The organism is Uliginosibacterium sp. TH139, from assembly GCF_002855595.1.
GTDB classification, from domain to species: domain Bacteria; phylum Pseudomonadota; class Gammaproteobacteria; order Burkholderiales; family Rhodocyclaceae; genus Uliginosibacterium; species Uliginosibacterium aquaticum.
In genome coordinates, this window is record NZ_PKRR01000005.1 from 59,871 (window position 1) to 82,524 (window position 22,654).

The window sequence follows — 22,654 nt, forward strand, 5'->3', positions numbered from 1 at the left end:
AAGGAGCTTTGAACATGGCAAAAATCATTGGTATTGACCTCGGCACCACCAACAGCTGCGTGGCCATCATGGAAGGCGGCCAGCCCAAGGTGATCGAAAACTCGGAAGGTGCGCGCACCACGCCGTCCATCGTGGCTTACATGGAAGAAGGCGAAGTTCTGTGCGGCGCACCCGCCAAGCGTCAGGCCGTGACCAACGCCAAGAACACGCTCTATGCCGTCAAGCGCCTGATCGGCCGCCGCTTCGAAGAGAAGGAAGTGCAGAAGGACATCCACATGATGCCCTACGCCATCGTCAAGGCAGACAACGGCGACGCCTGGGTGGAAGTGCGCGGCAAGAAGATGGCCCCGCCGCAAATCTCCGCTGACGTGCTGCGCAAGATGAAGAAGACCGCTGAAGACTACCTCGGCGAAGAAGTCACCGAAGCCGTGATCACCGTGCCGGCCTACTTCAACGACAGCCAGCGCCAAGCCACCAAGGATGCCGGCCGCATCGCCGGTCTGGATGTAAAGCGCATCATCAACGAGCCGACCGCTGCTGCGCTGGCTTTCGGTCTGGACAAGGTAGGCAAGAAAGACCAGAAGATCGCCGTGTTCGATTTGGGCGGCGGCACCTTCGATATCTCGATCATCGAAATCGCCGACGTGGATGGCGACAAGCAATTCGAAGTGCTCGCTACCAATGGCGACACCTTCCTTGGTGGCGAAGACTTCGACCAGCGCCTGATCGATTTCATCGTGGCCGAGTTCAAGACCATCAACGGCATCGACCTCTCGAAGGACGCTATCGCCCTGCAACGCATCAAGGCAGCTGCCGAGCGCGCCAAGATCGAGCTGTCGTCCAGCCAGCAGACCGAAATCAACGAGCCCTACATCACCATGGCCAACGGCGCGCCCGCCCACTTGACCATGAAAATCACCCGCGCCAAGTTCGAGTCGCTGGTCGAAGAGCTGGTGAACAACACCATCGAGCCTTGCCGCAAGGCGCTGAAGGACGCCGGCCTGTCCATCACTGACATCGACGACGTGATCCTCGTCGGCGGCCAAACCCGCATGCCCAAGGTGCAGGAAAAGGTCAAAGAGTTCTTCGGCAAGGAAGCCCGCAAGGACGTGAACCCGGACGAAGCCGTGGCCGTCGGCGCCGCAATTCAGGGTGGCGTGCTCAAGGGTGACGTGAAGGACGTGCTGCTGCTGGACGTCTCCCCGCTGTCCCTGGGTATCGAAACCCTGGGTGGCGTGATGACCGCCATGATCAAGCGCAACACCACCATTCCGACCAAGCACGCACAGGTCTTCTCGACCGCTGACGACAACCAGCCCGCCGTGACCATCAAGGTCTATCAAGGTGAGCGCGAAATGGCCGCCGGCAACAAGCTGCTCGGCGAATTCAATTTGGAAGGAATAGCGCCCGCCCCGCGCGGCATGCCGCAGATCGAAGTGACCTTCGACATCGACGCCAACGGCATCCTGCACGTGAAGGCCGCCGACAAGGCCACCGGTAAGGAAAACAAGATCACCATCAAGGCCAACTCTGGCCTGTCGGAAGACGAAATCCAGAAGATGGTGAACGATGCCGCCGCCCACGCTGAAGAAGACAAACGTCAGCATGAACTGGTGGAAGCCCGCAACCAGTGCGACGGCCTGATCCACACCACCAAGAAGGCGCTCAGCGAGCACGGCGACAAGGTTTCTGCTGAAGAGAAGGGCAAGATCGAAGCGGCTCTAAAGGAAGCGGAAGACGCCATCAAGAGCGACGACAAGGCAGAAATCGAAGCCAAGGCACAAGCCCTGGCAACGGTCAGCCAGAAGCTCGGCGAAGCTATGTACGCCCAGCAGCAAGCCGCTGAAGGCGCGGCCGCAGGCGGCGCTCAGGCTGAAGCCAAACCGGCAGACGACAACGTAGTGGATGCGGAATTCACTGAAGTCAAAGACAAGAAGTAATTCCACTCACCGCAGAGGCGCCTGGAGCGCAAAGAGCCACGCCGCAGTGCAGACGCTCTTTGCGCTCTTGCCTTGAGGAAGACCCATGGCAAAAAGAGATTATTACGAAGTGTTGGGCGTTGCCCGCGACGCTTCGGACGACGACATCAAGAAGGCCTATCGCAAGCTGGCCATGAAACACCATCCGGACCGCAATCCGGATGACAAGGGCGCGGAAGAGAAATTCAAGGAGGCCAAAGAAGCCTACGAGATGCTCTCGGACAGCCAGAAACGCGGCGCTTACGATCGTTACGGCCATGCCGGCGTGGATCAGTCCGCCGGCCATGGCGGCTTCGGCGGCGGCGGGCAGGACTTCGGCGATGCCTTCGGTGGCATCTTCGACGAGATTTTCGGGGGTGGCCGCGGTGGTGGTGGCGGTGGCGCACGCGTCTATCGCGGCGGTGACCTACGCTACAACCTTGAGGTATCGCTCGAAGAAGCTGCACGCGGTGTCGAAAAGACGATCCGCATTCCGGTTCAGGAAGAATGTGGCACCTGCAAGGGCTCCGGCGCTAAGCCCGGCACCCAGCCCAAGACCTGCGGCACCTGTGGCGGCGCAGGCCAGGTCCGCATGCAGCAAGGCTTCTTCTCGATCCAACAGACCTGTCCGAAGTGTCACGGCTCTGGCCGCGTCATCACCGATCCGTGTGGTGACTGCCACGGCGCGGGTCGCGTAAAGAAACAGAAGACCTTGGAAGTGAAGATCCCGGCCGGCATCGACTCCGGCATGCGTCTGCGCCACGCCGGCTTCGGCGAACCCGGCGTAAATGGGGGGCCTCCGGGCGATCTGTTCGTCGAGATCCATATCAAGCAGCACGCAGTTTTCGAGCGTGACGGGGATGATCTGCATTGCGAGATGCCGATCAGCTTCGTGACCGCTGCGATTGGTGGCGAAATAGAAATCCCGACCCTCGATGGCGCAGCCGCGATCAAGATCCCGGCCGAGACCCAGACCGGAAAAGTCTTTCGCCTGCGCGGCAAGGGCATCAAGAATGTGCGCAGCGGCTACCATGGCGACTTGCACTGCCATGTGGTGATCGAGACGCCGGTCAAGCTCAACGAACGTCAAAAAGAACTGCTGCGCGAGTTCGAGTCCATCTGCAAAGATGGCGGAGACAGCCACAATCCGCGTGCCAAATCCTGGATGGACAAGGTCAAGGACTTCTTTGCCGACTGAAGAAGGCTGCAAACTCAGAAAGAACCCGCTCCGGCGGGTTTTTTCTTGTGCAGCGCCGTATCATTACAAGGCTTCGTTTCATTGCCGCACAAATGCCTGCCCTGCCCCCACGCCTCCACCAGTTCTGCCGCACCCTGCTGCAGATCGGCCTGCTGATCCTGATCTGGCTCGCCGCCGTCGAACTCTCAAGCACCTGGCTGCACGGCCTGCCACCTACCGTTACCGGCATCGCACTGGCCCTGGTCCTGCTTGGACTGGGCCTCTTGCGTCGCGAATGGTTGGCAGACGGTGCAGGCTGGCTGCTGCGGGAAATGCTGCTGTTTTTCATCCCGGTGGTAATCGCCGTGCTGCAATACGGCGAAGTGCTACAGGGGCGCTTCGTTGCGATCGGTCTGGTCATCGTCGGCAGCACAGCCTGCGTCATGCTCTCCACGGCATTGGCCGTCGATCTCGTCTGGAAGCTTGAAGCGCGCTGGCGCAAACATGGAGAAGACGCATGACGCTACTGCATGGTCTCTTCTGGCTCGCACTAACCGTTCTGCTATACACCGCAGCGCGCGGCCTGCATCGCCGCATAGCCCACCCGCTGCTCTCACCCCTGATTGTGGTACCAGCCATCCTGATCGCCATCCTGCTCCTGGCCCGCGTGCCTTACGCCGCATACAACGCACAGAGCCACTGGCTCTCTGCCATGCTGGGGCCGGCGACAGTCGCCTTTGCAATCCCGATCTTCGAATACCGGTCAGTCATTCGTCGCCACTGGCTTCCCCTGATCGTTGGCGTAGTGGTCGGCATGACGGTCGCGGTACTGAGCACCGCCTGGTTCAGCCATCTGATGGGCCTACCGGATCTTCTGGCCCGCAGCCTCGCGGTGCGCTCGATCAGCACCCCGTTCGCGCTGGCCGCCGCCCCCCAGCTAGGAGGTCAGGCAGAACTCGCGGCAGTATTTGTGGTGATCACCGGGCTGGTCGGCATGGTGCTGGGCGAATGGTTGTTGAGCTGGCTACCGGTACGCTCGGCGCTGGCCAAGGGCGCGCTGTTCGGCGCCGGCGCCCACGCTGTTGGCACAGTCACAGCCCACAAACGAGATACAGAGGAAGGCGTGATTTCGAGCCTGACCATGATCATTGCCGGCATCCTGATGGTATTGCTGGCGCCCTGGCTGGCAACGCTGCTTTAAGCAGAAACAACAAAGGCTCCACGAAGGAGCCTTTGTTGTTAAAGAAGCGAAGGATCAGGCCTGCGGTGCGAGCACTTCCAGCCCACCCATGTACGGCTTGAGCGCCTCCGGAATCACAACCGAGCCATCGGCCTGCTGGTAGTTTTCCAGAACAGCCACCAGCGTACGCCCCACTGCCAGGCCGGAACCGTTCAAGGTGTGCACCAGCTCGTTTTTGCCGGTTTCAGCCTTGTAGCGAGCTTGCATGCGGCGGGCCTGGAAGGCTTCGCAGTTGGACACCGAAGAAATCTCGCGATAAGTGCCTTGCGCCGGCAACCACACTTCAAGATCGTAAGTACGCGCAGCCGAGAAGCCCATATCACCGGTACACAAAGCCACCACCCGATACGGCAGCTTCAGCTTCTGCAGCACCGCCTCAGCATTGCCCACCATTTCCTCCAGCGCCGCTGCACTCTCTTCCGGACGGGTGATGCGAACCATCTCGACCTTGTCGAACTGGTGCTGGCGGATCATGCCCTTGGTGTCACGACCATAGCTGCCAGCCTCCGAACGGAAGCACGGCGTATGCGCGGTGAGCTTGAGTGGCAGATCTTCAGCCTTGAGGATTGTGTCCTTGACGATATTGGTCAGCGAAATTTCGGAAGTCGAGATCAGGTACTGGGTCTGACCATCTTCACCACCACGCTCCACCCGGAACATGTCATCGGCAAACTTGGGCAGCTGACCGGTGCCGAACAGCACGTCCGGATTCACGATGTACGGCGTGTAGCACTCGGTGTAGCCGTGTTCGCCAGTCTGGGTATCCAGCATCAGCTGAGCAATCGCACGGTGCAGGCGCGCCATGCCGCCCTTGAGGAAGGAAAAACGCGCGCCTGAAAGCTTGGCGCCAGTGTCGAAGTCCAGCCCCAGCGGCTCGCCGAGGTCAGCGTGGTCCTTGACCTCGAAATCAAAAGCGCGCGGGCTGCCCCAACGGCGCACCTCTACGTTGCCCGACTCATCCTTGCCGACCGGCACGTCTTCATTCGGCAGGTTCGGGATGCGCGCAAGAAAATCGTTCAGGCGGGTCTGCAAAGCACCCAGCTGCTCTTCGCAGGCTTTCAGCTCATCACCCAGACCACCCACTTCCGCCATCACAGCCGAAGCATCTTCGCCCTTGCCCTTCAACATGCCGATTTGCTTGGAAAGGCTGTTGCGCCTTGACTGCAATTCCTGAGTGCGGGTCTGCAGAGTCTTGCGCTCGTCTTCCATGAATTGGAAGACGGCTACGTCGAGCACGAAATTGCGCTTGGCCAGGCGCAGGGCAACGGCGTCGAGCTGGGTGCGGAGAAGCTGGATATCAAGCATGGTGATCTGGATGGCGGATTTCTTAGAAGCGCGCAGTTTACACGAGGCACCCGTTCAGCCCTTTGTGCAGCGCAAAGTTTTGTCGCATACCCGCCCGTATTGCGCCCTTCCAGCAAGGCTTTCGGGCTGACATTAGAAAATGCAATTGCACACAGGGAGCCGCATAGCCAATTGCAACTGGCGATCAAATCACTGTGCTCTAGCTTGGAGTGTGTAGTGAAGTCAAAAAGCCACGCTTTGCGAGGCGAACAAGCTGCAGAGGAGCCCAAGATGTTAACGATGCAAGACTGCCTAGACTACTGTGACCTGACCGATGAAGAAGTTGAACTGTTTGCCGAACACGAACACATCCCGCAGGAAATCGCCGGCCCGATGGCCTGCAGTCTGGTGCAGACCGACGAAGGCGTGGAGATAATCTGCAGTTGCCTTTCAGACCTTGTATCGGACGCCATGACGCAAGGTGCTATCGACAAAGCCGAACACGTGCTTCACGTGTATGCCGAATTCCGTTCGGCACATCCGGTCTAGCGATCCTCAGCGTCTCGCGCCGCGCGATCCAGGCCCTTAAGGTAGGCGAGCTTCTGGGCGATCTTGCCCTCCAGGCCGCGATCGGTTGGCTCATACCAGCTGATCGCCGGCATCCCCTCTGGCAGATAATCCTCACCCGCAGCATAAGCGCCAGGTTCATCGTGTGCGTATCGGTATTCCTTGCCGTAGCCCAACTCCTTCATGAGCTTGGTCGGCGCATTACGCAAATGAATCGGTACCGGACGGCTAACGTCCTGTTTCACGAAACGGCGTGCCTCGTTGTAGGCCATGTAGGCCGCATTCGATTTGGCGGCCACCGCCAGATACAGCACTGCCTGAGCCAGTGCCAGTTCGCCCTCGGGTGAGCCGAGGCGCTCGTAAGTCTGGCAGGCCTCAAGCGACATCGTCAGCGCACGTGGATCGGCCAAACCGATATCCTCTACAGCCATACGCACGATGCGCCGTCCCAGATACAGCGGATCCGCACCACCATCAAGCATCCGCACGAACCAGTAGAGTGCTGCATCAGGGTTCGAGCCACGCACCGATTTATGCAGCGCAGAAATCTGGTCGTAAAAAGCTTCGCCGCCCTTGTCGAAGCGGCGCAGATTCTGGGCCAGCGTCGACTCGGCGAACTCCCCGGTGATTTCCTTCACCCCGGCAGCACTGGATGCAGTTTCCAGGGTTTCCAGCACGTTCAGAAAACGCCGTGCATCCCCATCGGCCCAGCCGATCAGGCGATCGCGCGCTTCGTCGGTAAATCGGAGTGTCGGCAGGGCTTCACGGCTGGCGCGGGCAAAAAGCTGCTGCATTTCCTCTGGTTTGAGGCTGTCCAGCACATACACGGCGGCGCGTGAAAGCAGCGCCGAATTGACTTCAAACGACGGGTTTTCAGTGGTCGCGCCAATGAACGTCAGCAAACCGGATTCAACGTAAGGCAGGAACGCGTCCTGCTGACTCTTGTTGAAGCGGTGCACTTCATCCACGAACAGGATGGTGCGGCGGCCCGTGGTGCCCTGCAGCATTTCGGCCTGAGCCACCGCCTCGCGAATATCCTTGACGCCCGCGAATACCGCTGACAAGGCCATGAACTCGGCATCGAAATGTCGTGCCATCAGGCGTGCCAGCGTCGTCTTGCCCACCCCCGGCGGCCCCCACAGGATCATCGAGTGTGGCTTGCCAGACTCCACCGCCAACCTCAAGGGTTTGCCCGGCCCGAGCAGATGGATCTGGCCAACCACATCGTCAAGCGTTTGCGGCCGAAGACGTTCAGCAAGTGGAACCTTGTCAGGTGCTGGCGGGCTTGAGAAAAGATCGGCCATTCAGTCTGGCCTACTCGCCTACCACATCCGCCCCCTTGGGCGGCGTGAAGCGAAAAGCATCGGCCGGCAGCACCGGATTGCGTTCAAAAGCGGAAAACTGCAGCACGGTGAGCTGGCCGAAGTTGTCACGCACTTCCATGGCCTGCGGCAGATTGCCTTTCATGCCGATACGCACCCGTTCGAAGCCGGCTTCGTTGCTGCGCGGCGTGGCTTCCACCCACTCCAGTCCGTCAGCAGCACCATCCTCGCGCAGGGAGAAGTTTTTCTGGAAATCATTGCTTCCGGCCAGCAAGGCTGCCGGAGTGGCGCCGAGCGCCTGGCTCATCGGCTTGATCACGACCTGATTGAGCTCTTTGTCGTAACTCCACAGCTTGCTGCCGTCAGCAACGATCAGCTGGTTGTAAGGCTTGGTGTACTCCCAGCGGAACTTGCCGGGGCGCAGGAAGCTCATCGTGCCGGAGGCGTTCTGCCCGGCTCGGCCAGTTTTTGAGATGACTTTCTGGGTGAAGCTGGCACGCGCCGTCTTGCTACCGTCCAGAAACTGCTGCAACTGCTCGATAGCGGCGGCAAAAGCAAGTGTCGGCGCTGCCAGACACAGCAGCGAAAGAAGCATTTTTTTCATACAGGAAATTCCGGGAAAGAGTTATTGCTCGCGGGCAGGTGCCAACACTTCGCGATTACCCGTGGCATTGGCCGACGACACCAAGCCAGCCTGCTCCATCTGTTCGATGAGGCGTGCCGCGCGGTTGTAGCCAATGCGCAGATGGCGTTGCACCAGCGAAATCGACGGGCGACGGGTCTGCAGCACCACCGCCACGGCCTTGTCGTAAAGCTCATCGGCTTCGCCACCGCCGTTGCCGGATTCGCCGAAGATGTCAGAGCTGAGCTCGCCGCCCTCTTCCGTGGCGCCCGACAGCATGCCTTCGATGTAATTGGGCTGGCCAGTGCTCTTGAGATACTCGACCACCTTGTGGACTTCCTTGTCGTCCACGAAAGCGCCGTGCACCCGCGTCGGAAAACCGGTACCCGGGGCAAGATAGAGCATATCTCCCATGCCCAGCAGGGACTCAGCCCCCATCTGATCGAGGATGGTGCGCGAATCAATCTTGCTGGAGACCTGGAAGGCCATGCGCGTCGGGATATTGGCCTTGATCAGGCCAGTAATCACATCCACTGATGGGCGCTGGGTGGCGAGCACAAGGTGAATACCCGCCGCACGCGCTTTCTGCGCCAGACGCGCAATCAGTTCCTCGATCTTCTTGCCAACCACCATCATCAAGTCAGCCAGCTCGTCGATCACCACCACAATCAACGGCATGTGTTCCAGTGGCTCGGGATTTTCGGGAGTCAGCGAGAAAGGATTCTTGATCGGTGAGCCGGCCTTCACCCCATCAGCGATCTGCTTGTTGAAGCCAGCCAGGTTACGCACGCCCATAGCGGACATCAGTTTGTAGCGGCGCTCCATCTCGCCCACACACCAGTTGAGCGCATGCGCGGCGTGCTTCATGTCGGTCACAACCGGCGCCAGCAGATGCGGAATGCCTTCGTAAACAGACAGTTCGAGCATTTTCGGATCCACCAGGATCAGGCGCACCTTATCCGCTTCGGCCTTGTAGAGCAGCGACAGGATCATCGCGTTGATGCCAACCGACTTGCCCGAACCAGTCGTACCCGCCACCAGCAGGTGCGGCATCTTCGCGAGATCCGCCACCACCGGATTGCCGCCGATATCCTTGCCCAGCGCCACGGTCAGCGGCGAATGCATGTCGTGATAGACCTTGGAGCCGATGATTTCCGAGAGACGTACGGTCTGGCGCTTCACGTTCGGAATTTCGAGGCCCATGCAGGCCTTGCCTGGGATCGTTTCGACCACCCGGATGCTCATCACCGACAGGGCGCGCGCCAGATCCTTGACCAGATTCATGATCTGGGCACCCTTCACACCGATGGCTGGCTCGATTTCGTAGCGCGTGATCACCGGGCCGGGATAAGCCGCCAGCACCTTCACCTCGACGCCGAAGTCCGCGAGCTTCCGTTCAATCAGGCGTGAAGTGTATTCAAGGGTTTCGACAGACGGCGGCTCTACGTCGTTGCTCGGCGCATCCAGCAGGGTCAAACCGGGCAGACCGGCACCCGCAGGCGTTTCGCCAAACAGGCCAACCTGGCGTTCCTTGTCCGCTTTCGGGGCCTCAACGATCTTGAGCGGCTCGGCCTTCATGACCGGTTCGATATGGATCGCCACCGGTGGCGCATCCTCACGCTTCTTGCGCTCGCGCTTGACCTTTTCTTCGCGTTTGACGGCAATTTCCTTGCCTGCCTGACGATCACGCCAGGAATGCAACTTGCGCAGGATGAAGGCCCACGAGAGCTCCAAGCCCAGCCCGAGCTTCTCCACTGCTTCGACCAGCGAGAAACCGCCAAACAGGCTCAAGCCACCTGCCCAAGCGGCCAGCATGAGAAGCGTGCCACCAGTAAAACCGAGGTAGCGCACTACCAGTCGGCCAAATTCGGTACCGATCACGCCACCGGGCTGGCCCGGCAACAGGGCATGGCTGGTATGAAAGCGCACCGCTTCGATGCCGCAACTGGTCAGCAGCAGGATCACAAAACCTGCCAGCACGATGAACAGCGAGCGGCGGTCGGATTCAAGCTCGTTGCGGAAACGACGCCCGCCGAGGAAGAGGCCCCAGAACATCAGCACCACCAGCAACCAGGCCGAGCTACCGAAGAGCTGCAGCAGCATATCGGCAAACCAAGCTCCGAAACGCCCTCCAGGATTGGCAATCTGGCCAACCTCAACGGCATGGGACCAGCTCGGGTCGGCCTTACTGTAGCCCGCGAGGATCATCGTCAGATAAGCGCCCGCAGCCCCCAGCAGCAACCAGCCGGCCTCGCGCAACAGGAGGCCGATCTTTTCTGGCAGGGGCTGACTTGCGGGACGCGAAGAGGCTCTGAACAACATGAGGTTGCCGGGGGCAGACAGGATGCGGCCGATTATACCGCGCGGGCTGGCTGCTCTCGCGGCCGCCCGCATCAGGCGTCGGCCACCTGTTCGATGATCACCAGACCATCCGGCGTTTCTTCGAGCAAGCCGCGTGCTTGCAGATCCTTCATCACGCGCGAAACCATCTCACGCGAAGCGCCAATCATGCGGGCAATGTCCTGCTTGGAAATTTTCTTGCGCACGACGCTGCGACCGTCGACCGTCTCGGCCATATCCAGCAAAAGACGGGCCACGCGCCCATACACATCCATCAAGGCAAGACTTTCGATCTTGCGATCAGCTGCACGCAGCCGACGCGCCATGTTGCACATCACGCGCAGGCAAACCTCGAAGTTGTGCGCCATGATCTGGCGGAAATCGGCTTGCGGGATCACGATCAGATCGGAAGCCGCCACTGCGGTCACCGTAGCAGAACGGGGCTCCTCATCCAGCACCCCCATTTCGCCAAAAACATCACCCTGACCGATGATCGTCAGGATCACCTCACGGCCATCTTCATCGCTGACAAGTACTTTGAGACTGCCATTCAGTACGAAATAGACGTTATCGGTCAGCTCTCCGGCCTGAACCACCGTAGTACCACGGGCCACCCGGCGCAGGGTGGCGCAGCGGGCTACTTCTTCGAGACGCTCGGCGTCCAGTCCCTGAAAGATCGGCACCGTTCGCAGCGCAGTTGCAGAAATCGTGTGCTTGATTGCCATTAACCCTCCGTGCCGGCCGCAGCCTATGCGCGGGAAATTCTGATTGAAATGCCAACTTGTGCCACGAGTATATGTGACAAGCTTCACGCTTGGAAACATCCCGCATTCACAATCACCGATAGCAGACAAGTAGTGCCCGCCAATGCCTCCGATTGGCAGGGACAATCAGGGAGGCTGCCAAGGGCTCGGCTATAATCCGGCACAAGAAATTTTCCTGAAGGAGCCCATCATGAGTGGAACGACCCAGCATCATCCCCTGATCATCCTTGGCTCCGGCCCTGCCGGCTATACCGCGGCCGTTTACGCTGCGCGTGCCAATCTCAAGCCGGTGCTGATCACCGGCATGGCCCAGGGCGGCCAGCTGATGACGACGACCGAAGTCGATAACTGGCCGGCTGACGCCGACGGTGTGCAAGGCCCCGATCTGATGGCCCGCTTCGAAAAACACGCACGCCGCTTCAACACTGAGATCATTTTTGATCACATCCACACGACGAAGCTGACCGAGCGCCCCTTCACGCTGGTGGGGGACGCCGGCACTTACACCTGTGACGCGCTAATCATCGCCACCGGCGCTACGGCTAAGTACCTGGGCCTGCCCTCGGAAGAGAAGTTCTCCGGTCGCGGCGTGTCGGCTTGCGCAACCTGTGACGGTTTTTTCTACAAGAATCAGGAAGTCGCCGTGATCGGCGGCGGCAACACCGCTGTGGAAGAGGCCCTGTATCTGGCCAACATCGCCAGTAAGGTGACGCTGGTGCATCGCCGCGACAAGTTCCGCGCTGAAGCCATCATGGTCGACAAGCTCATGGAGCGTGTTCAAGAAGGCAAGATCGTACTGGAGCTGGATTCAACGCTGGACGAAGTCATCGGCGACGCCAAGGGCGTGAACGGCATGCGCATCAAGAACCTCAAGACCGGTGCCGCCAAGGACATCGCGCTGCAAGGTGTGTTCATTGCCATCGGGCACGCACCAAACACCGATATCTTCAAGGGCCAACTGGACATGAACGAAGCTGGCTACCTGACAGTGCAGACTGGCCAGCACGGCAACGCCACCCAGACCACCATCAAGGGCGTGTTTGCTGCTGGAGATGTGGCCGACCACAACTACCGTCAGGCTATCACCTCGGCAGCCACTGGCTGCATGGCCGCACTGGATGCAGAGCGCTACCTCGGCGGGCTCTAAACTGCATGAGCAAGACCCGCCTGCCTGCGTTAGCTGAACTCAAGCGCAAGCTCAAAGAACAACCCGCCCCACGGCGGGTTGTTGCCGTTAACGCGCCAGATGAAGCCAGCCTGCTGCGCGAGGCCTTGTCCGGTGTAAAGGCCTTGCCGCCCGGTAACCATGCCGAGATCGAGCGCCCCAAGCCAGCGCCCATTCCGCGCACGCGCAGTGCCGAAGAACTGGCGCCAACTACCGTCGTACAGACGAATCAGGACGAGTGGATTCCCGCTGCCTGGCTAGCCGAAGATGCCAAACCGCTGGCGGGCGAAACCGGCGATCTGGCTGCTGCTCTGCGCGGGGTAAAACCCATCCAGAACACACGCGTGGAGATCGAAGCGCCCAAACCCAAGCCGCTACCGCTCCAACTGGAACGCGATGAGGCGGCAGCACTGGCCGAATCCATCTACGCACCCACCTCGCTGGATCTGCACCTGGAAGGCGGCGACGAGTTGTTTTATCTCGCCAACGGCGTGCCGCGCGCGATCATCCGCGACCTGCGCCGAGGCCGCTGGGTGGTTCACGATCAGGTCGACCTGCATGGCTGCAACCGCGATGAAGCACGCGATCTGCTGGCTGCCTGCATGGGGCGCTGGAAGAAGGAAGGCATCCGCTGCGTGCGCGTGGTGCACGGCAAGGGGCGCGGCTCCCCCGGTCGCGAACCGGTTCTGAAGAAACTCGTGGCGGGCTGGCTAATGAACTACGCAGACGTGATGGCTTACTGCCAGGCACGCCTGCCGGATGGCGGCGCCGGCGCCCTGATCGTGCTGCTCAAGGCTTCGCGGACAAGTTCATTGCTGTAGGAGCTGCAGCTCAACCATAGGATCGACTTCAGTCGCAAAGCAGACCTGTTTGGCCGACTGAAGTCGGCCAAACGACTCAATCCTCGAGCTCTTCCTCAGCCGCATCCGGCTTGGCCCGGTCATCTGGCAGCGCCAACGCTTTGAGACGCTGATGCTCGGCGATCATCGCCAACCGGGTTTCCGGCGTTTCCAGCGTGATACGTCCGAGACGCCCGTCGCGGTAATCCTGTAGCAGGGTAAGCGCGGCTTTTTCCAGATCCAGCCCACCGCCCTTGATGCGAAAACCACGCCGCTTGCCGATGGCTTCCACCACCGCCACGCCATCCATGCCCTTCACGTCAAAACCATAGCGCTCGACAAGGTTCTGTGAATAGCGCGCCAGCAGCACGTCCGCCAGGAACCCCGCCACCTCCTCATCGATCACCGCATTGCGGCCAATCGCGTGGCTGGCAGCAAGCATGTAGCCGTCGCTGTCGAACTCAATCTTGGGCCACATCATGCCGGGCGTATCAACCAGGGTGTGACGGATATCGATATCGGCACGTACCTGATTCTTGGTCACCGCCGGCTCGTCGCCCACGGCCGAAAGCTTGCGCCCGAGCAGCGCATTCATCAGGGTGGATTTGCCGACGTTCGGAATCCCCATGATCATCATGCGCAGCGGCTTTACGTTGTCGTTGCGGTGTGGTGCCAGCGGCCGGCACAGGCCGGGCACACGCGCCACGTCGGAGGCCTTCTTGCAGGACAAAGCGACCGCCTTGACGCCCGCTTGCTGGTTGAAATACTCCAGCCAGGCCGCCGTCACAACAGGGTCCGCCAGATCGGCCTTATTCAGGATCTTCAGGCAGGGGCGCTGACGATGCTGGCGCAACTGCGTGATCATGGGGTTGCAACTGGCCTGCGGCAGGCGTGCGTCGAGCACCTCGATGATCACATCGATGTTCTCCATGGCGTCGGCCGCCTTCTTACGCGCCGAGGTCATGTGTCCGGGAAACCACTGGATAGCCATATGCCGCTTATTTGATGCAAAGGGTGGAATTGTCCCACGCCTGCCCTTAGGCTGTCGCGTAGAAACAGGAAGCCACCTTTTTTGCTGCCCTCCATGCAAACCTCATTTTTCGAACTCTGGCGCCAGTTCTGGGCGCATGACAAGACCAGCGACAGCGTAAAGGTGGCGCTCGCCCTGGGCGGCGTGGTCTGGCTATGCCTGGCACTCGACCGGCCGGAATGGCTGATCGGCCCCATCCTCGGAGTGATCGCCGCCGCCTTGGCCGAAACCGAAGATCGCCCGCTGGGCCGCCTGCTGGCGGTACTCGTCACCCTCTCCTGCTTTGCCGCCACAGCCTTTTCGGTTCGCCTGCTGTTTGCCTGGCCCTGGCTTTTCGTATGCGGGTTGCTGCTCTCTACATTCGGCTTTGTGATGCTGGGCGCGATCAGCGAACGCTACGCGCGGGTCGCCAGCGCTTCACTGATTCTGGGCATTTACGCCATGCTCAGCGCCAGCCGGCCCGGACAGGAGCTGGCGCCGATCTGGCATGAGCCGCTGCAACTGCTTGCCGGCGCAGCCTGGTACGAAGGGATTTCTCTGGTATGGGTGCTGGCTTTCGCGGCGCGCCCAGCCCGCCAGATCCTCGCCTCAGTCTATCTAGGGCTGGCCAGTTACCTGGCCTTGAAAGCCAAACTGCTGGAGCCGATTCCCGGCCGTCACCCGGACGCCCTGCGCCTGGCACTGGCCGAACACAACAGCCTGCTGGTGCAGCGCATGAACCGGGCCCGTCAGGTGCTACTGGGCTGGATGAAGGATGGCCAGCCGCGTCCGCGCAGTGCGCGCTTTCTGAAATGGTATTTCCTGGCGCAAGACATCCACGAGCGCGCCAGTTCCTCTCACCAGAGCTACACCGAGCTTTCCCGGGTATTTGCACGCAGCGACATCCTCTTCCGCTGTGCCCACCTGATGAGCCTGCAGGGCGAGGCCTGCGCCAAGCTGGCCCGCGCCATCGCGCTGGACAAGTACTTCAACTACGGCCGCGACAGCCTGCCAGCCCTCGATGAGCTCGGCGCCGCCCTGCGCCATGTACAAGCCAGCACCGAGACCGACTGGCGCCGCAACGCCGATCCGGTGGCCGATCTCACCCGAAATCTGACCACCATCGACCGCCAGCTCTCCAACGCCGGCAATCCCGACGCTTTGCTGCAGACGGACGACACCACCCTGCGCGACAGCAATCCGGCCAGCCTGCGCGAAGCGCTACAGCGCATCCGCATGCAGTTCACCCCGAAGTCCGGCCGTTTCCGCCATGGCTTGCGCCTGAGCCTGGCGCTGGCCGCCGGTTACGGCCTGCTGCATCTCTTGAACCTGCCGCAGGGTTACTGGGTGATGCTGACGACCGTATTCGTGCTGCAACCCACTTACAGCGACACCTGGAAGCGCCTCGGCCAGCGTGTGAGCGGCACCATGCTGGGGCTGGTCGGCGGCTGGGCCTTTCTGCACATTTTCCCACAGGACGAGGCCCAGCTCGGGCTGGCCGTCGTCTCCGGCGTGGCCTTCTTCTTCTGGCGTGCAGACCGCTACATGCTGGCCACCGCCAGCATCACGGTACTGGTGCTACTGTGCTTTAACCAGCTCGGCAGCAGCTATGCGCTGATCTGGCCGCGCCTGCTCGACACCGTGCTCGGCGCGCTACTGGCCGGTGGTGCAGTCGCCCTGATCCTGCCGGACTGGCAAGGCCGGCGCCTGCATCTGGCGATGAGCAAGACCCTCGCACGCTCCAGTACTTATCTGAATGAAGTCCTCGCCCAGTACAACAGCGGCAAGGACGATCACCTCGGCTACCGCATCGCCCGGCGCGATGCCCACAACGCCGACGCCGAACTCTCGCTGACCCTCTCAGCGATGCTCGGCGAGCCCGACCAGCACCGCCTCACGCCGGAGCAGGCTTTCCATTTCCTCACCTCCAGCCACACCCTGCTCGCTTACATCTCGGCGCTTGGGGCTCACCGCGAGAAGATCAGCCAATGGCAGCACGGCCAACTGGTGGCCGAAGCGGGTCGTCAGGCTTGCGATTGCTTAGCGCGCCTGGCGACAGCCTTTGAGCAACGCCAGGTCGTGACGGCAGAAGCGCTGCCACTCCCGTCCCTGACGGAACTGGACGAAATCCCGTCAGACACCCCGCCACAGGAGCGTCGCATCATCCGCCAGCTGGCTCTGGTCAGCCATCTGCTGCCGGAACTGGCCGCCGTGTCGGCAAACATGTGGGGAGAGAGCTGCGCGAGCAGGTAAAATGGCGCTCTCCGTTTTACCCTCCTGAATAGTCATCAGGCCCCTGCCATGCTCCGTCTCCACGAAATCCGCCTGCCCATCGACCACGATGAGGCCGCCCTGCCCGCCGCCATTCTTGAGCGCCTGGGCATTCCTGCCAGCGAGCTGCTGAGCTTCAAGGTCTACAAACGCAGCCCGGATGCGCGCAAGAAGAGCGCCATCCTGCTGAGCTACTCGGTGGACGTCGCTCTCGCCAACGAAGCCGCCGTCCTCGCGCGTTTCGCCGGCAAATCCCACATCGGGCCGACGCCCGACATGGCCTACAAGTTCGTCGGGCAAGCCCCCACCGGCCTTGCCGAGCGCCCGGTGATCATCGGTTTTGGCCCCTGCGGCATCCTCGCCGCGCTCGTGCTGGCACAGATGGGTTTTCGCCCCATCGTGCTGGAACGCGGCAAAGCGGTGCGCGAGCGCACGCAAGACACCTGGGGCCTATGGCGCAAACAGAAGCTCAACCCCGAATCCAACGTGCAGTTCGGCGAAGGCGGTGCCGGCACTTTTTCGGACGGCAAGCTCTACAGCCAGATCAAAGACCCGCGCTTCCTCACTCGCAAGGTGCTGGACGAATTCGTGAAAGCCGGCGCGCCGGAAGAGATCCAGTGGATCAACCGCCCACACATCGGCACCTTCCGCCTGGTGGGCATGGTCGAAAAGATGCGCGCCGAGATCATCGCACTGGGCGGCGAAATCCGCTTCGAAGCCAAGGTGGAAGACATCGCCGTCGAAAATGGACAGGTCACAGGCGTGACCGTGAATGGCAAGTTCATCCCCTCGCGTCATGTGGTGCTGGCGGTCGGCCACAGCGCCCGTGACACCTTCCAGATGGTGCATCAGCGTGGCATCTACGTTGAAGCCAAGCCCTTCGCCATCGGTTTTCGTATCGAACATCCGCAGAGCCTGATCGACGAATGCCGCTTCGGCAGTTTTGCCGGTCACGAACTGCTTGGCGCGGCAGACTACAAACTGGTGCATCACGCCAAGAACGGCCGCGCCGTGTATTCCTTCTGCATGTGCCCGGGCGGCACGGTGGTGGCCGCCACTTCCGAAGAAGGCCGCGTAGTCACCAACGGCATGAGCCAATACTCACGCAACGAGCGCAATGCCAATGCCGGCCTCGTCGTGAATGTAAATCCCGAAGACTTTGGCGCCACGCCTAAGAACCCGCTGGCCGGCATGGACTTCCAGCGCCACTGGGAATCGCGCGCCTTCGAGCTGGGCGGGCGCAACTACTTCGCGCCAGCGCAATTGGTCGGTGATTTTCTGGCCCGCCGCCCATCCACACAACTTGGCAGCGTCGAGCCCTCCTACAAACCCGGGGTTACGCCGACTGATCTTGCCACCGCCCTGCCGGACTACGTGATCGAAGCCATGCGCGAAGCCATCCCGGCCATGGCCCGCCAGATCCGTGGCTACGACCTGCCCGACGCGGTCCTCACCGGCGTGGAAACGCGCACCTCCTCGCCAATCCGCATCAAGCGCGGGCCGGACTACCAGAGCATCAACACCCGCGGCCTCTATCCTGGCGGCGAAGGCGCCGGTTACGCCGGTGGCATCATGTCGGCCGCCGTGGATGGCATCGAGCTGGCCGAAGCTGTGGCGCTGGATATTCTGGCGCAGCAGGCATGAACGCCAACCTGACATGGCAAGAAGCGGACAGCGAACGCACGGCGCGCTGGCAATCCGAAGCCGCAGCCCCGCTTCCTACCGAACTGCGCCTGATTGACGACACCCTGCCCGCCGCCGAAGCCTGGCGCCTCGCGCAGGCCGGTATTAGCCTGTTGTGGCGTGGCGACTGGCAGAACGCCCGCCACTTGCTGCAGGCCATGAGCCGCCGTGCGGACAAGCAGCAAAGCCGCCCCGGCAAAGCCCCCGCAACGGCCCTCGAAGCCTTCCGTCAGCATCGCGCTACTCAAGCGACGCGCGCTCAGACCTTGGCGCGCCTCTTGATCGAAGTCGACGCGACTCACGCTATTCAGGCCCGCCGTGCGCAGGATGTGAAGCAAGCCTGCCTGGAGGCCTACGGCCCGGTCGAAGCCGGCTACGTGGTATCGCTTCGCGAATTGCTGGGCGTGGTCAGCGCGCACGAATGGCGCAAAAAGGGTGTGCAGGTCGCAGCGCTTGGCGAAATAATCCACGCCCACTACGGCGTGTTCTCCCCCTTGCGCGGGGAGTATCTGGACCTGATCGCCAAAGCACCCCTGCCGGGCAAAAGCACCGCATTCGATATCGGCACCGGCTCAGGTGTGATCGCCGCCCTGCTCGCCAAACGCGGCATAGCCCAGATCATCGCCACCGACATGGCGCCGCGCGCGCTGGCCTGCGCGGCCGACAACCTGCAACGCCTCGGACTGACAAATCAGGTGGAACTGCTGCAGGCCGACCTCTTCCCACCCGGCCAGGCCAAGCTGATCGTATGCAACCCGCCCTGGCTGCCGGAAACGCCGACCTCGCCGGTTGAAGCTGCCGTGTACGACCCCGATAGCCGCATGCTGCGCGGTTTTCTCGCCGGCCTGCCCGCGCATCTCGCACCCGGCGGCGAAGCCTGGCTGATCATTTCGGACATTGCCGAGTTGCTCGGCCTGCGGACTCGCGACGAACTGCTCGGCTGGATACAGGACGCCGGCCTGCGCGTGGTCAATCGCCTCGACACCCGCCCGCAGCACCCCAAGGCGATGGACGCGAACGACCCGTTGCATGCAGCCCGCTCACGTGAAGTCACCTCTCTCTGGCGTCTCGCCAATGCATCATGAATTCGCCTGAAATTCTCGATCCCGCGCTCCACACCCTGCGCCACACCTTCGGCTACCCGGCTTTCCGCGGCGAGCAGGCGGCCATCGTCGGGCATGTGCAAGGCGGTGGCGACGCACTGGTGTTGATGCCCACCGGCGGCGGCAAGTCGCTGTGCTACCAGATTCCCTCGCTGCTGCGTGAGGGCTGCGGCATCGTCGTCTCGCCCCTGATCGCCCTGATGCAAGATCAGGTTCAGGCCTTGTGCCAGCTGGGTGTGCGCGCCGCCTTCCTGAACTCCACGCTGGAAGCTGGCGAAGCCAGCGCCATCGAGCGCCGTTTACTGGCTGGAGAACTGGATCTGCTCTACGTTGCCCCTGAACGCCTGCTCAATCCGCGCTGCCAGGGACTCATCGAATCCTCGCGCATCGCCTTGTTTGCGATTGACGAGGCGCACTGCGTCTCGCAATGGGGCCACGACTTCCGCCCCGAGTATCGCCAGCTCACCATCCTGCACGAGCGCTTCCCAGACATCCCGCGCATTGCGCTGACCGCCACGGCGGACGCGGCCACCCGCGCCGAGATCATCGAACGCCTGGCGCTGGAAGAAGCGCGCGTCTTCGTCTCCAGCTTCGACCGCCCCAACATCCGCTACACCGTGGTGGAGAAGGACAATCCGCGCAAACAGCTGCTGAAATTCATCCGCACCCACCACGAGGGGGATGCCGGCATCGTGTATTGCCTGTCGCGCAAGAAAGTGGAGGAAACCGCCGCCTGGCTGCGCACCGAGGGCATCTCTGCCCTGCCCTATCACGCCGGCCTGGACGCGGCCGTGCGTGCCGATCACCAGACCCGCTTCGTGCGCGGCGATGGCATCGTGATGTGCGCCACCGTGGCCTTCGGCATGGGTATCGACAAGCCAGATGTGCGCTTCGTGGCCCACCTCGACCTGCCCAAGTCACTCGAAGCCTACTATCAGGAAACCGGCCGTGCGGGCCGTGATGGCCTGCCGTCGAACGCCTGGATGGCCTACGGCCTGCAGGACATGGTGCTGCAGCGCGAAATGATCGAGCAGTCGCAAGCGCCGGATGAAGTCAAACGCGTCGAGCGGAGAAAACTCGAAGCGCTACTGGGCTACTCGGAAGCCCCGGCCTGCCGCCGCGAAGTGCTGCTGCGTTACTTCGGCGAAGAATCCACGCCCTGCGGCAACTGCGACATGTGCATCACGCCGCCGGAGACCTTTGATGCCTCGTTGCCGGCGCAGCAAGCCCTATCCACCATCTACCGCAGCGGCCAGCGCTACGGGGCGGCGCACATCATCGACATCCTGATGGGCAAGTCCGTCGCCAAGATCACCGAGCGTGGTCACGACAAGCTCAGCACCTTCGGCATCGGCAAGGCACTGCCCGAAGCGCAGTGGAACTCGCTGCTGCGCCAGTTTGTCGCTCAGGGTCTGCTCGGCGTGAACGAGTTCGGCGGCCTGATGCTGCTGGACGCCTGCCGGCCCGTATTGCGCGGCGAAGCAAGCTTTATGGCCAAACGCGTGCGTGCCGCTGCCCCCAAGGCCGCCACCAGCGTACGCCGCGAGATGGAGTTCGAATCGGACGAAGCACGCACCCTGTGGGCCGCATTGAGACAGTGCCGACGCGATCTCGCCGAAGAGCAGAACGTACCCGCCTACATGATCTTCGGCGACGCCACGCTCAAGCAAATGCTGGAGCACCGCCCGATGAGCCTGGAAGCCATGTACGAGCTTTCGGGCGTGGGCGACCGCAAGCTGGATGCCTACGGCATGCAGTTTCTGGAAGTGGTTCAGAACCACCAGCGCAAGCACGCTTGAAGGGGGCTGTCAAAGCGGCTTCTGGCCGAAAGCTCGGTGTAGCCAGGATGCAGCTCTGTGAAATCCGGGAGCCCGTCCCGGATTCCATTTCATTCCATCCAGGCTACGCAAACTTGGCCAGCAAGCGATCCAGCTGATTGGCAAAGGCCTGCCGATCGGCCTGGCTGAAGGCGGCCGGGCCGCCAGTCTGCACGCCACTGCTGCGCAGGCTTTCCATGAAATCGCGCATCGACAGGCTCTCGCGAATATTGGCGGCGGTGTATAGCTCGCCACGCGGGTTGATGGCACTCGCGCCACGCTCGATCACCTGCGCCGCCAGCGGGATATCCGCCGTCACCACCAGATCGCCCGGCAGCACCTGGGCGGCGATGTAGTTGTCGGCAACATCAAAGCCTGAAGGCACCTGCACAGCACGGATATGCAGTGAGGGCGGCGTGCGCAACATCTGGTTGGCGACCAGAATGGTTTCGAGCTGTTTGCGGGTGGCGGCGCGGAAGATGATCTCCTTGATCACCACCGGGCAAGCATCGGCATCCACCCACAGGCGCGGCCGGGTCTTGCCGGTTTCGCTTATGCCCGCACTCATGGCAAATCCCAGATCGTCTTGAGCGAATCACGCAAGCCCATCAGCAGTGGATCCCCCTCGCGCTCGGAGGGGTAGATGAACTGCAAAGGCGCGCGGCTGACGACTTCACCGCCACGCCACAATACAAACGCACCATCCGCCGCAAAGCGCCTGGCGGTGCGCTCGGCCAGCAATGCGAGGCCCAGCCCGTTCTTGATGAGTTCGGCGAGCGTCGCCTCATCATCGAACTCCCCCACCACCCTTGGATGGATGTTGTGCTGACGCCAGAGTTCGGCGGTCATGGTGGCGATCGTCGAGCGTGGCGACACGCCCAACCAGGGCGTATTGTTCATTTGCTGCCAGTCAGCATGAGCCAGGGCATCGGCCAACTCAGAGGGAATCGCCACGCAGAAGCCCAGTTCGGCCAGGGTGATCGCAGACATGCCGGAAAAACTGTCCCGGCCCAGAAAGAATCCGCAATCAAAGTTATTGCGGCGGATCTCGCCCAGCAGATCGCGCGACAGCCCAAGGCGCGTATGCACTTCCAGCAAAGGATGGCGCCGCTGTACATCTCGTAGCCACTGGCCAAGACGCAGGCGCGCCGGCACGATCAGGGTACCGATTCGGACCCTTCCGCGCAGCTCGCCTTCCATGCTTTTCGCGTGGTCAATCAGGGCGCGCGCATCGCTCAACACACGCTCGGCATCGACCAGCAAGCGGCTGCCGGCATCGGTGAGCTGCACGCCGCCGGCTACCCGATCGAACAGACTTACCCCAAGCTCTTCCTCCAGGGCCTTGATCTGTGCGGTAACGGCTGGCTGCGAGAGATGCAGCAGTTCGGCAGCCTGGGTCAGATGCCCCTGACGGGCAACGACCTGGAAGCTGCGCAGCTGATAAAGTTCCATGACATTCCGATAATGGTTAACACCTAGCCGGGACTTTTGCC

19 protein-coding genes are annotated in these 22,654 nt (G+C 61.7%); 11 read left to right on the top strand and 8 right to left on the bottom strand.

Going from position 1 to position 22,654, the window contains the following annotated elements:
• The first annotated feature begins 14 nt into the window (after nucleotides 1-14).
• The 4 genes from dnaK (at nucleotide 15) to C0V76_RS12910 (ending at nucleotide 4,336) form a co-directional block, all read left to right on the top strand.
• Nucleotides 15-1,940: a molecular chaperone DnaK gene (dnaK, locus tag C0V76_RS12895; protein WP_101942884.1), complete on the top strand. Its 1,926-nt coding sequence runs from the start codon at nucleotides 15-17 to the stop codon at nucleotides 1,938-1,940.
• A gap of 85 nt (nucleotides 1,941-2,025) precedes the next feature.
• Complete coding sequence (dnaJ, locus tag C0V76_RS12900) at nucleotides 2,026-3,156, top strand: molecular chaperone DnaJ (RefSeq protein ID WP_101942885.1); 1,131 nt, start codon at nucleotides 2,026-2,028, stop codon at nucleotides 3,154-3,156.
• Nucleotides 3,157-3,248: 92 nt separating this feature from the next.
• Nucleotides 3,249-3,656, top strand: coding sequence for a CidA/LrgA family protein (locus tag C0V76_RS12905; RefSeq protein ID WP_101942887.1), 408 nt, complete (start codon nucleotides 3,249-3,251; stop codon nucleotides 3,654-3,656).
• Complete coding sequence (locus C0V76_RS12910; RefSeq protein ID WP_101942888.1) at nucleotides 3,653-4,336, top strand: LrgB family protein; 684 nt, start codon at nucleotides 3,653-3,655, stop codon at nucleotides 4,334-4,336. The genes C0V76_RS12905 and C0V76_RS12910 overlap by 4 nt, the downstream gene beginning before the upstream one ends.
• 54 nt (nucleotides 4,337-4,390) lie before the next feature.
• Here C0V76_RS12910 and serS read toward each other — a convergent pair whose 3' ends face one another.
• Nucleotides 4,391-5,680: a serine--tRNA ligase gene (gene serS, locus C0V76_RS12915; RefSeq protein ID WP_101942890.1), complete on the bottom strand. Its 1,290-nt coding sequence runs from the start codon at nucleotides 5,678-5,680 to the stop codon at nucleotides 4,391-4,393.
• 279 nt (nucleotides 5,681-5,959) lie between these two features.
• Between serS and C0V76_RS12920 the strand changes: the two genes are divergently transcribed.
• Nucleotides 5,960-6,208 carry a hypothetical protein gene (locus tag C0V76_RS12920; RefSeq protein WP_254048239.1) on the top strand — a complete coding sequence of 83 codons (249 nt, stop codon included), beginning with the start codon at nucleotides 5,960-5,962 and terminating at the stop codon, nucleotides 6,206-6,208.
• On the opposite strand, the gene C0V76_RS12925 is transcribed toward C0V76_RS12920, so the two are convergent.
• The 4 genes from C0V76_RS12925 to C0V76_RS12940 form a co-directional block, all read right to left on the bottom strand.
• Nucleotides 6,205-7,530 carry a replication-associated recombination protein A gene (locus C0V76_RS12925; RefSeq protein ID WP_101942893.1) on the bottom strand — a complete coding sequence of 442 codons (1,326 nt, stop codon included), beginning with the start codon at nucleotides 7,528-7,530 and terminating at the stop codon, nucleotides 6,205-6,207. The two genes, C0V76_RS12920 and C0V76_RS12925, sit on opposite strands and share 4 nt — an antisense overlap.
• Before the next feature lie 10 nt (nucleotides 7,531-7,540).
• Nucleotides 7,541-8,152, bottom strand: a complete 612-nt coding sequence (lolA, locus tag C0V76_RS12930) for an outer membrane lipoprotein chaperone LolA (RefSeq protein ID WP_101942894.1) — start codon at nucleotides 8,150-8,152, stop codon at nucleotides 7,541-7,543.
• A gap of 21 nt (nucleotides 8,153-8,173) precedes the next feature.
• On the bottom strand, nucleotides 8,174-10,492 hold the full coding sequence (locus C0V76_RS12935) for a DNA translocase FtsK (protein ID WP_101942895.1): 2,319 nt from the start codon (nucleotides 10,490-10,492) through the stop codon (nucleotides 8,174-8,176).
• A gap of 71 nt (nucleotides 10,493-10,563) precedes the next feature.
• On the bottom strand, nucleotides 10,564-11,235 hold the full coding sequence (locus C0V76_RS12940) for a Crp/Fnr family transcriptional regulator (protein WP_101942896.1): 672 nt from the start codon (nucleotides 11,233-11,235) through the stop codon (nucleotides 10,564-10,566).
• Between the two features lie 229 nt (nucleotides 11,236-11,464).
• Here C0V76_RS12940 and trxB point away from each other — a divergent pair, with 229 nt between their 5' ends.
• Together trxB and C0V76_RS12950 are read left to right on the top strand one after the other, a co-directional pair.
• Complete coding sequence (trxB, locus tag C0V76_RS12945) at nucleotides 11,465-12,421, top strand: thioredoxin-disulfide reductase (RefSeq protein WP_101943190.1); 957 nt, start codon at nucleotides 11,465-11,467, stop codon at nucleotides 12,419-12,421.
• A 5-nt stretch (nucleotides 12,422-12,426) separates the two neighbouring features.
• Nucleotides 12,427-13,260 (top strand): Smr/MutS family protein, encoded by an 834-nt coding sequence (locus C0V76_RS12950; protein WP_101942897.1) that lies wholly within the window; start codon nucleotides 12,427-12,429, stop codon nucleotides 13,258-13,260.
• A gap of 76 nt (nucleotides 13,261-13,336) precedes the next feature.
• Here the strand turns inward: C0V76_RS12950 and ylqF are convergent, their stop codons facing one another.
• A complete protein-coding gene (ylqF, locus tag C0V76_RS12955; RefSeq protein ID WP_101942898.1) occupies nucleotides 13,337-14,269 on the bottom strand; it encodes a ribosome biogenesis GTPase YlqF in 933 nt (310 codons plus the stop codon).
• Between the two features lie 93 nt (nucleotides 14,270-14,362).
• Here ylqF and yccS point away from each other — a divergent pair, with 93 nt between their 5' ends.
• Genes yccS through recQ form a run of 4 tightly spaced genes read left to right on the top strand, consistent with a single transcriptional unit; the run spans nucleotide 14,363 to nucleotide 21,143 of the window.
• A complete protein-coding gene (yccS, locus tag C0V76_RS12960; RefSeq protein ID WP_101942900.1) occupies nucleotides 14,363-16,540 on the top strand; it encodes a YccS family putative transporter in 2,178 nt (725 codons plus the stop codon).
• A 48-nt stretch (nucleotides 16,541-16,588) separates the two neighbouring features.
• Nucleotides 16,589-18,202: an NAD(P)/FAD-dependent oxidoreductase gene (locus C0V76_RS12965; RefSeq protein WP_101942902.1), complete on the top strand. Its 1,614-nt coding sequence runs from the start codon at nucleotides 16,589-16,591 to the stop codon at nucleotides 18,200-18,202.
• The gene (locus tag C0V76_RS12970; protein WP_101942903.1) at nucleotides 18,199-19,326 is read left to right on the top strand and encodes a class I SAM-dependent methyltransferase; all 1,128 of its coding nucleotides are present in this window, start codon (nucleotides 18,199-18,201) and stop codon (nucleotides 19,324-19,326) included. Before C0V76_RS12965 ends, C0V76_RS12970 begins: the two co-directional genes overlap by 4 nt.
• Nucleotides 19,323-21,143, top strand: a complete 1,821-nt coding sequence (gene recQ / locus C0V76_RS12975) for a DNA helicase RecQ (protein WP_101942905.1) — start codon at nucleotides 19,323-19,325, stop codon at nucleotides 21,141-21,143. The genes C0V76_RS12970 and recQ overlap by 4 nt, the downstream gene beginning before the upstream one ends.
• A gap of 103 nt (nucleotides 21,144-21,246) precedes the next feature.
• Here recQ and C0V76_RS12980 read toward each other — a convergent pair whose 3' ends face one another.
• On the bottom strand, nucleotides 21,247-21,729 hold the full coding sequence (locus tag C0V76_RS12980) for a YaiI/YqxD family protein (protein WP_101942906.1): 483 nt from the start codon (nucleotides 21,727-21,729) through the stop codon (nucleotides 21,247-21,249).
• Nucleotides 21,726-22,613 carry a LysR family transcriptional regulator gene (locus C0V76_RS12985; protein ID WP_101942908.1) on the bottom strand — a complete coding sequence of 296 codons (888 nt, stop codon included), beginning with the start codon at nucleotides 22,611-22,613 and terminating at the stop codon, nucleotides 21,726-21,728. The genes C0V76_RS12980 and C0V76_RS12985 overlap by 4 nt, the downstream gene beginning before the upstream one ends.
• Between the last annotated feature and the right edge of the window lie 41 nt (nucleotides 22,614-22,654).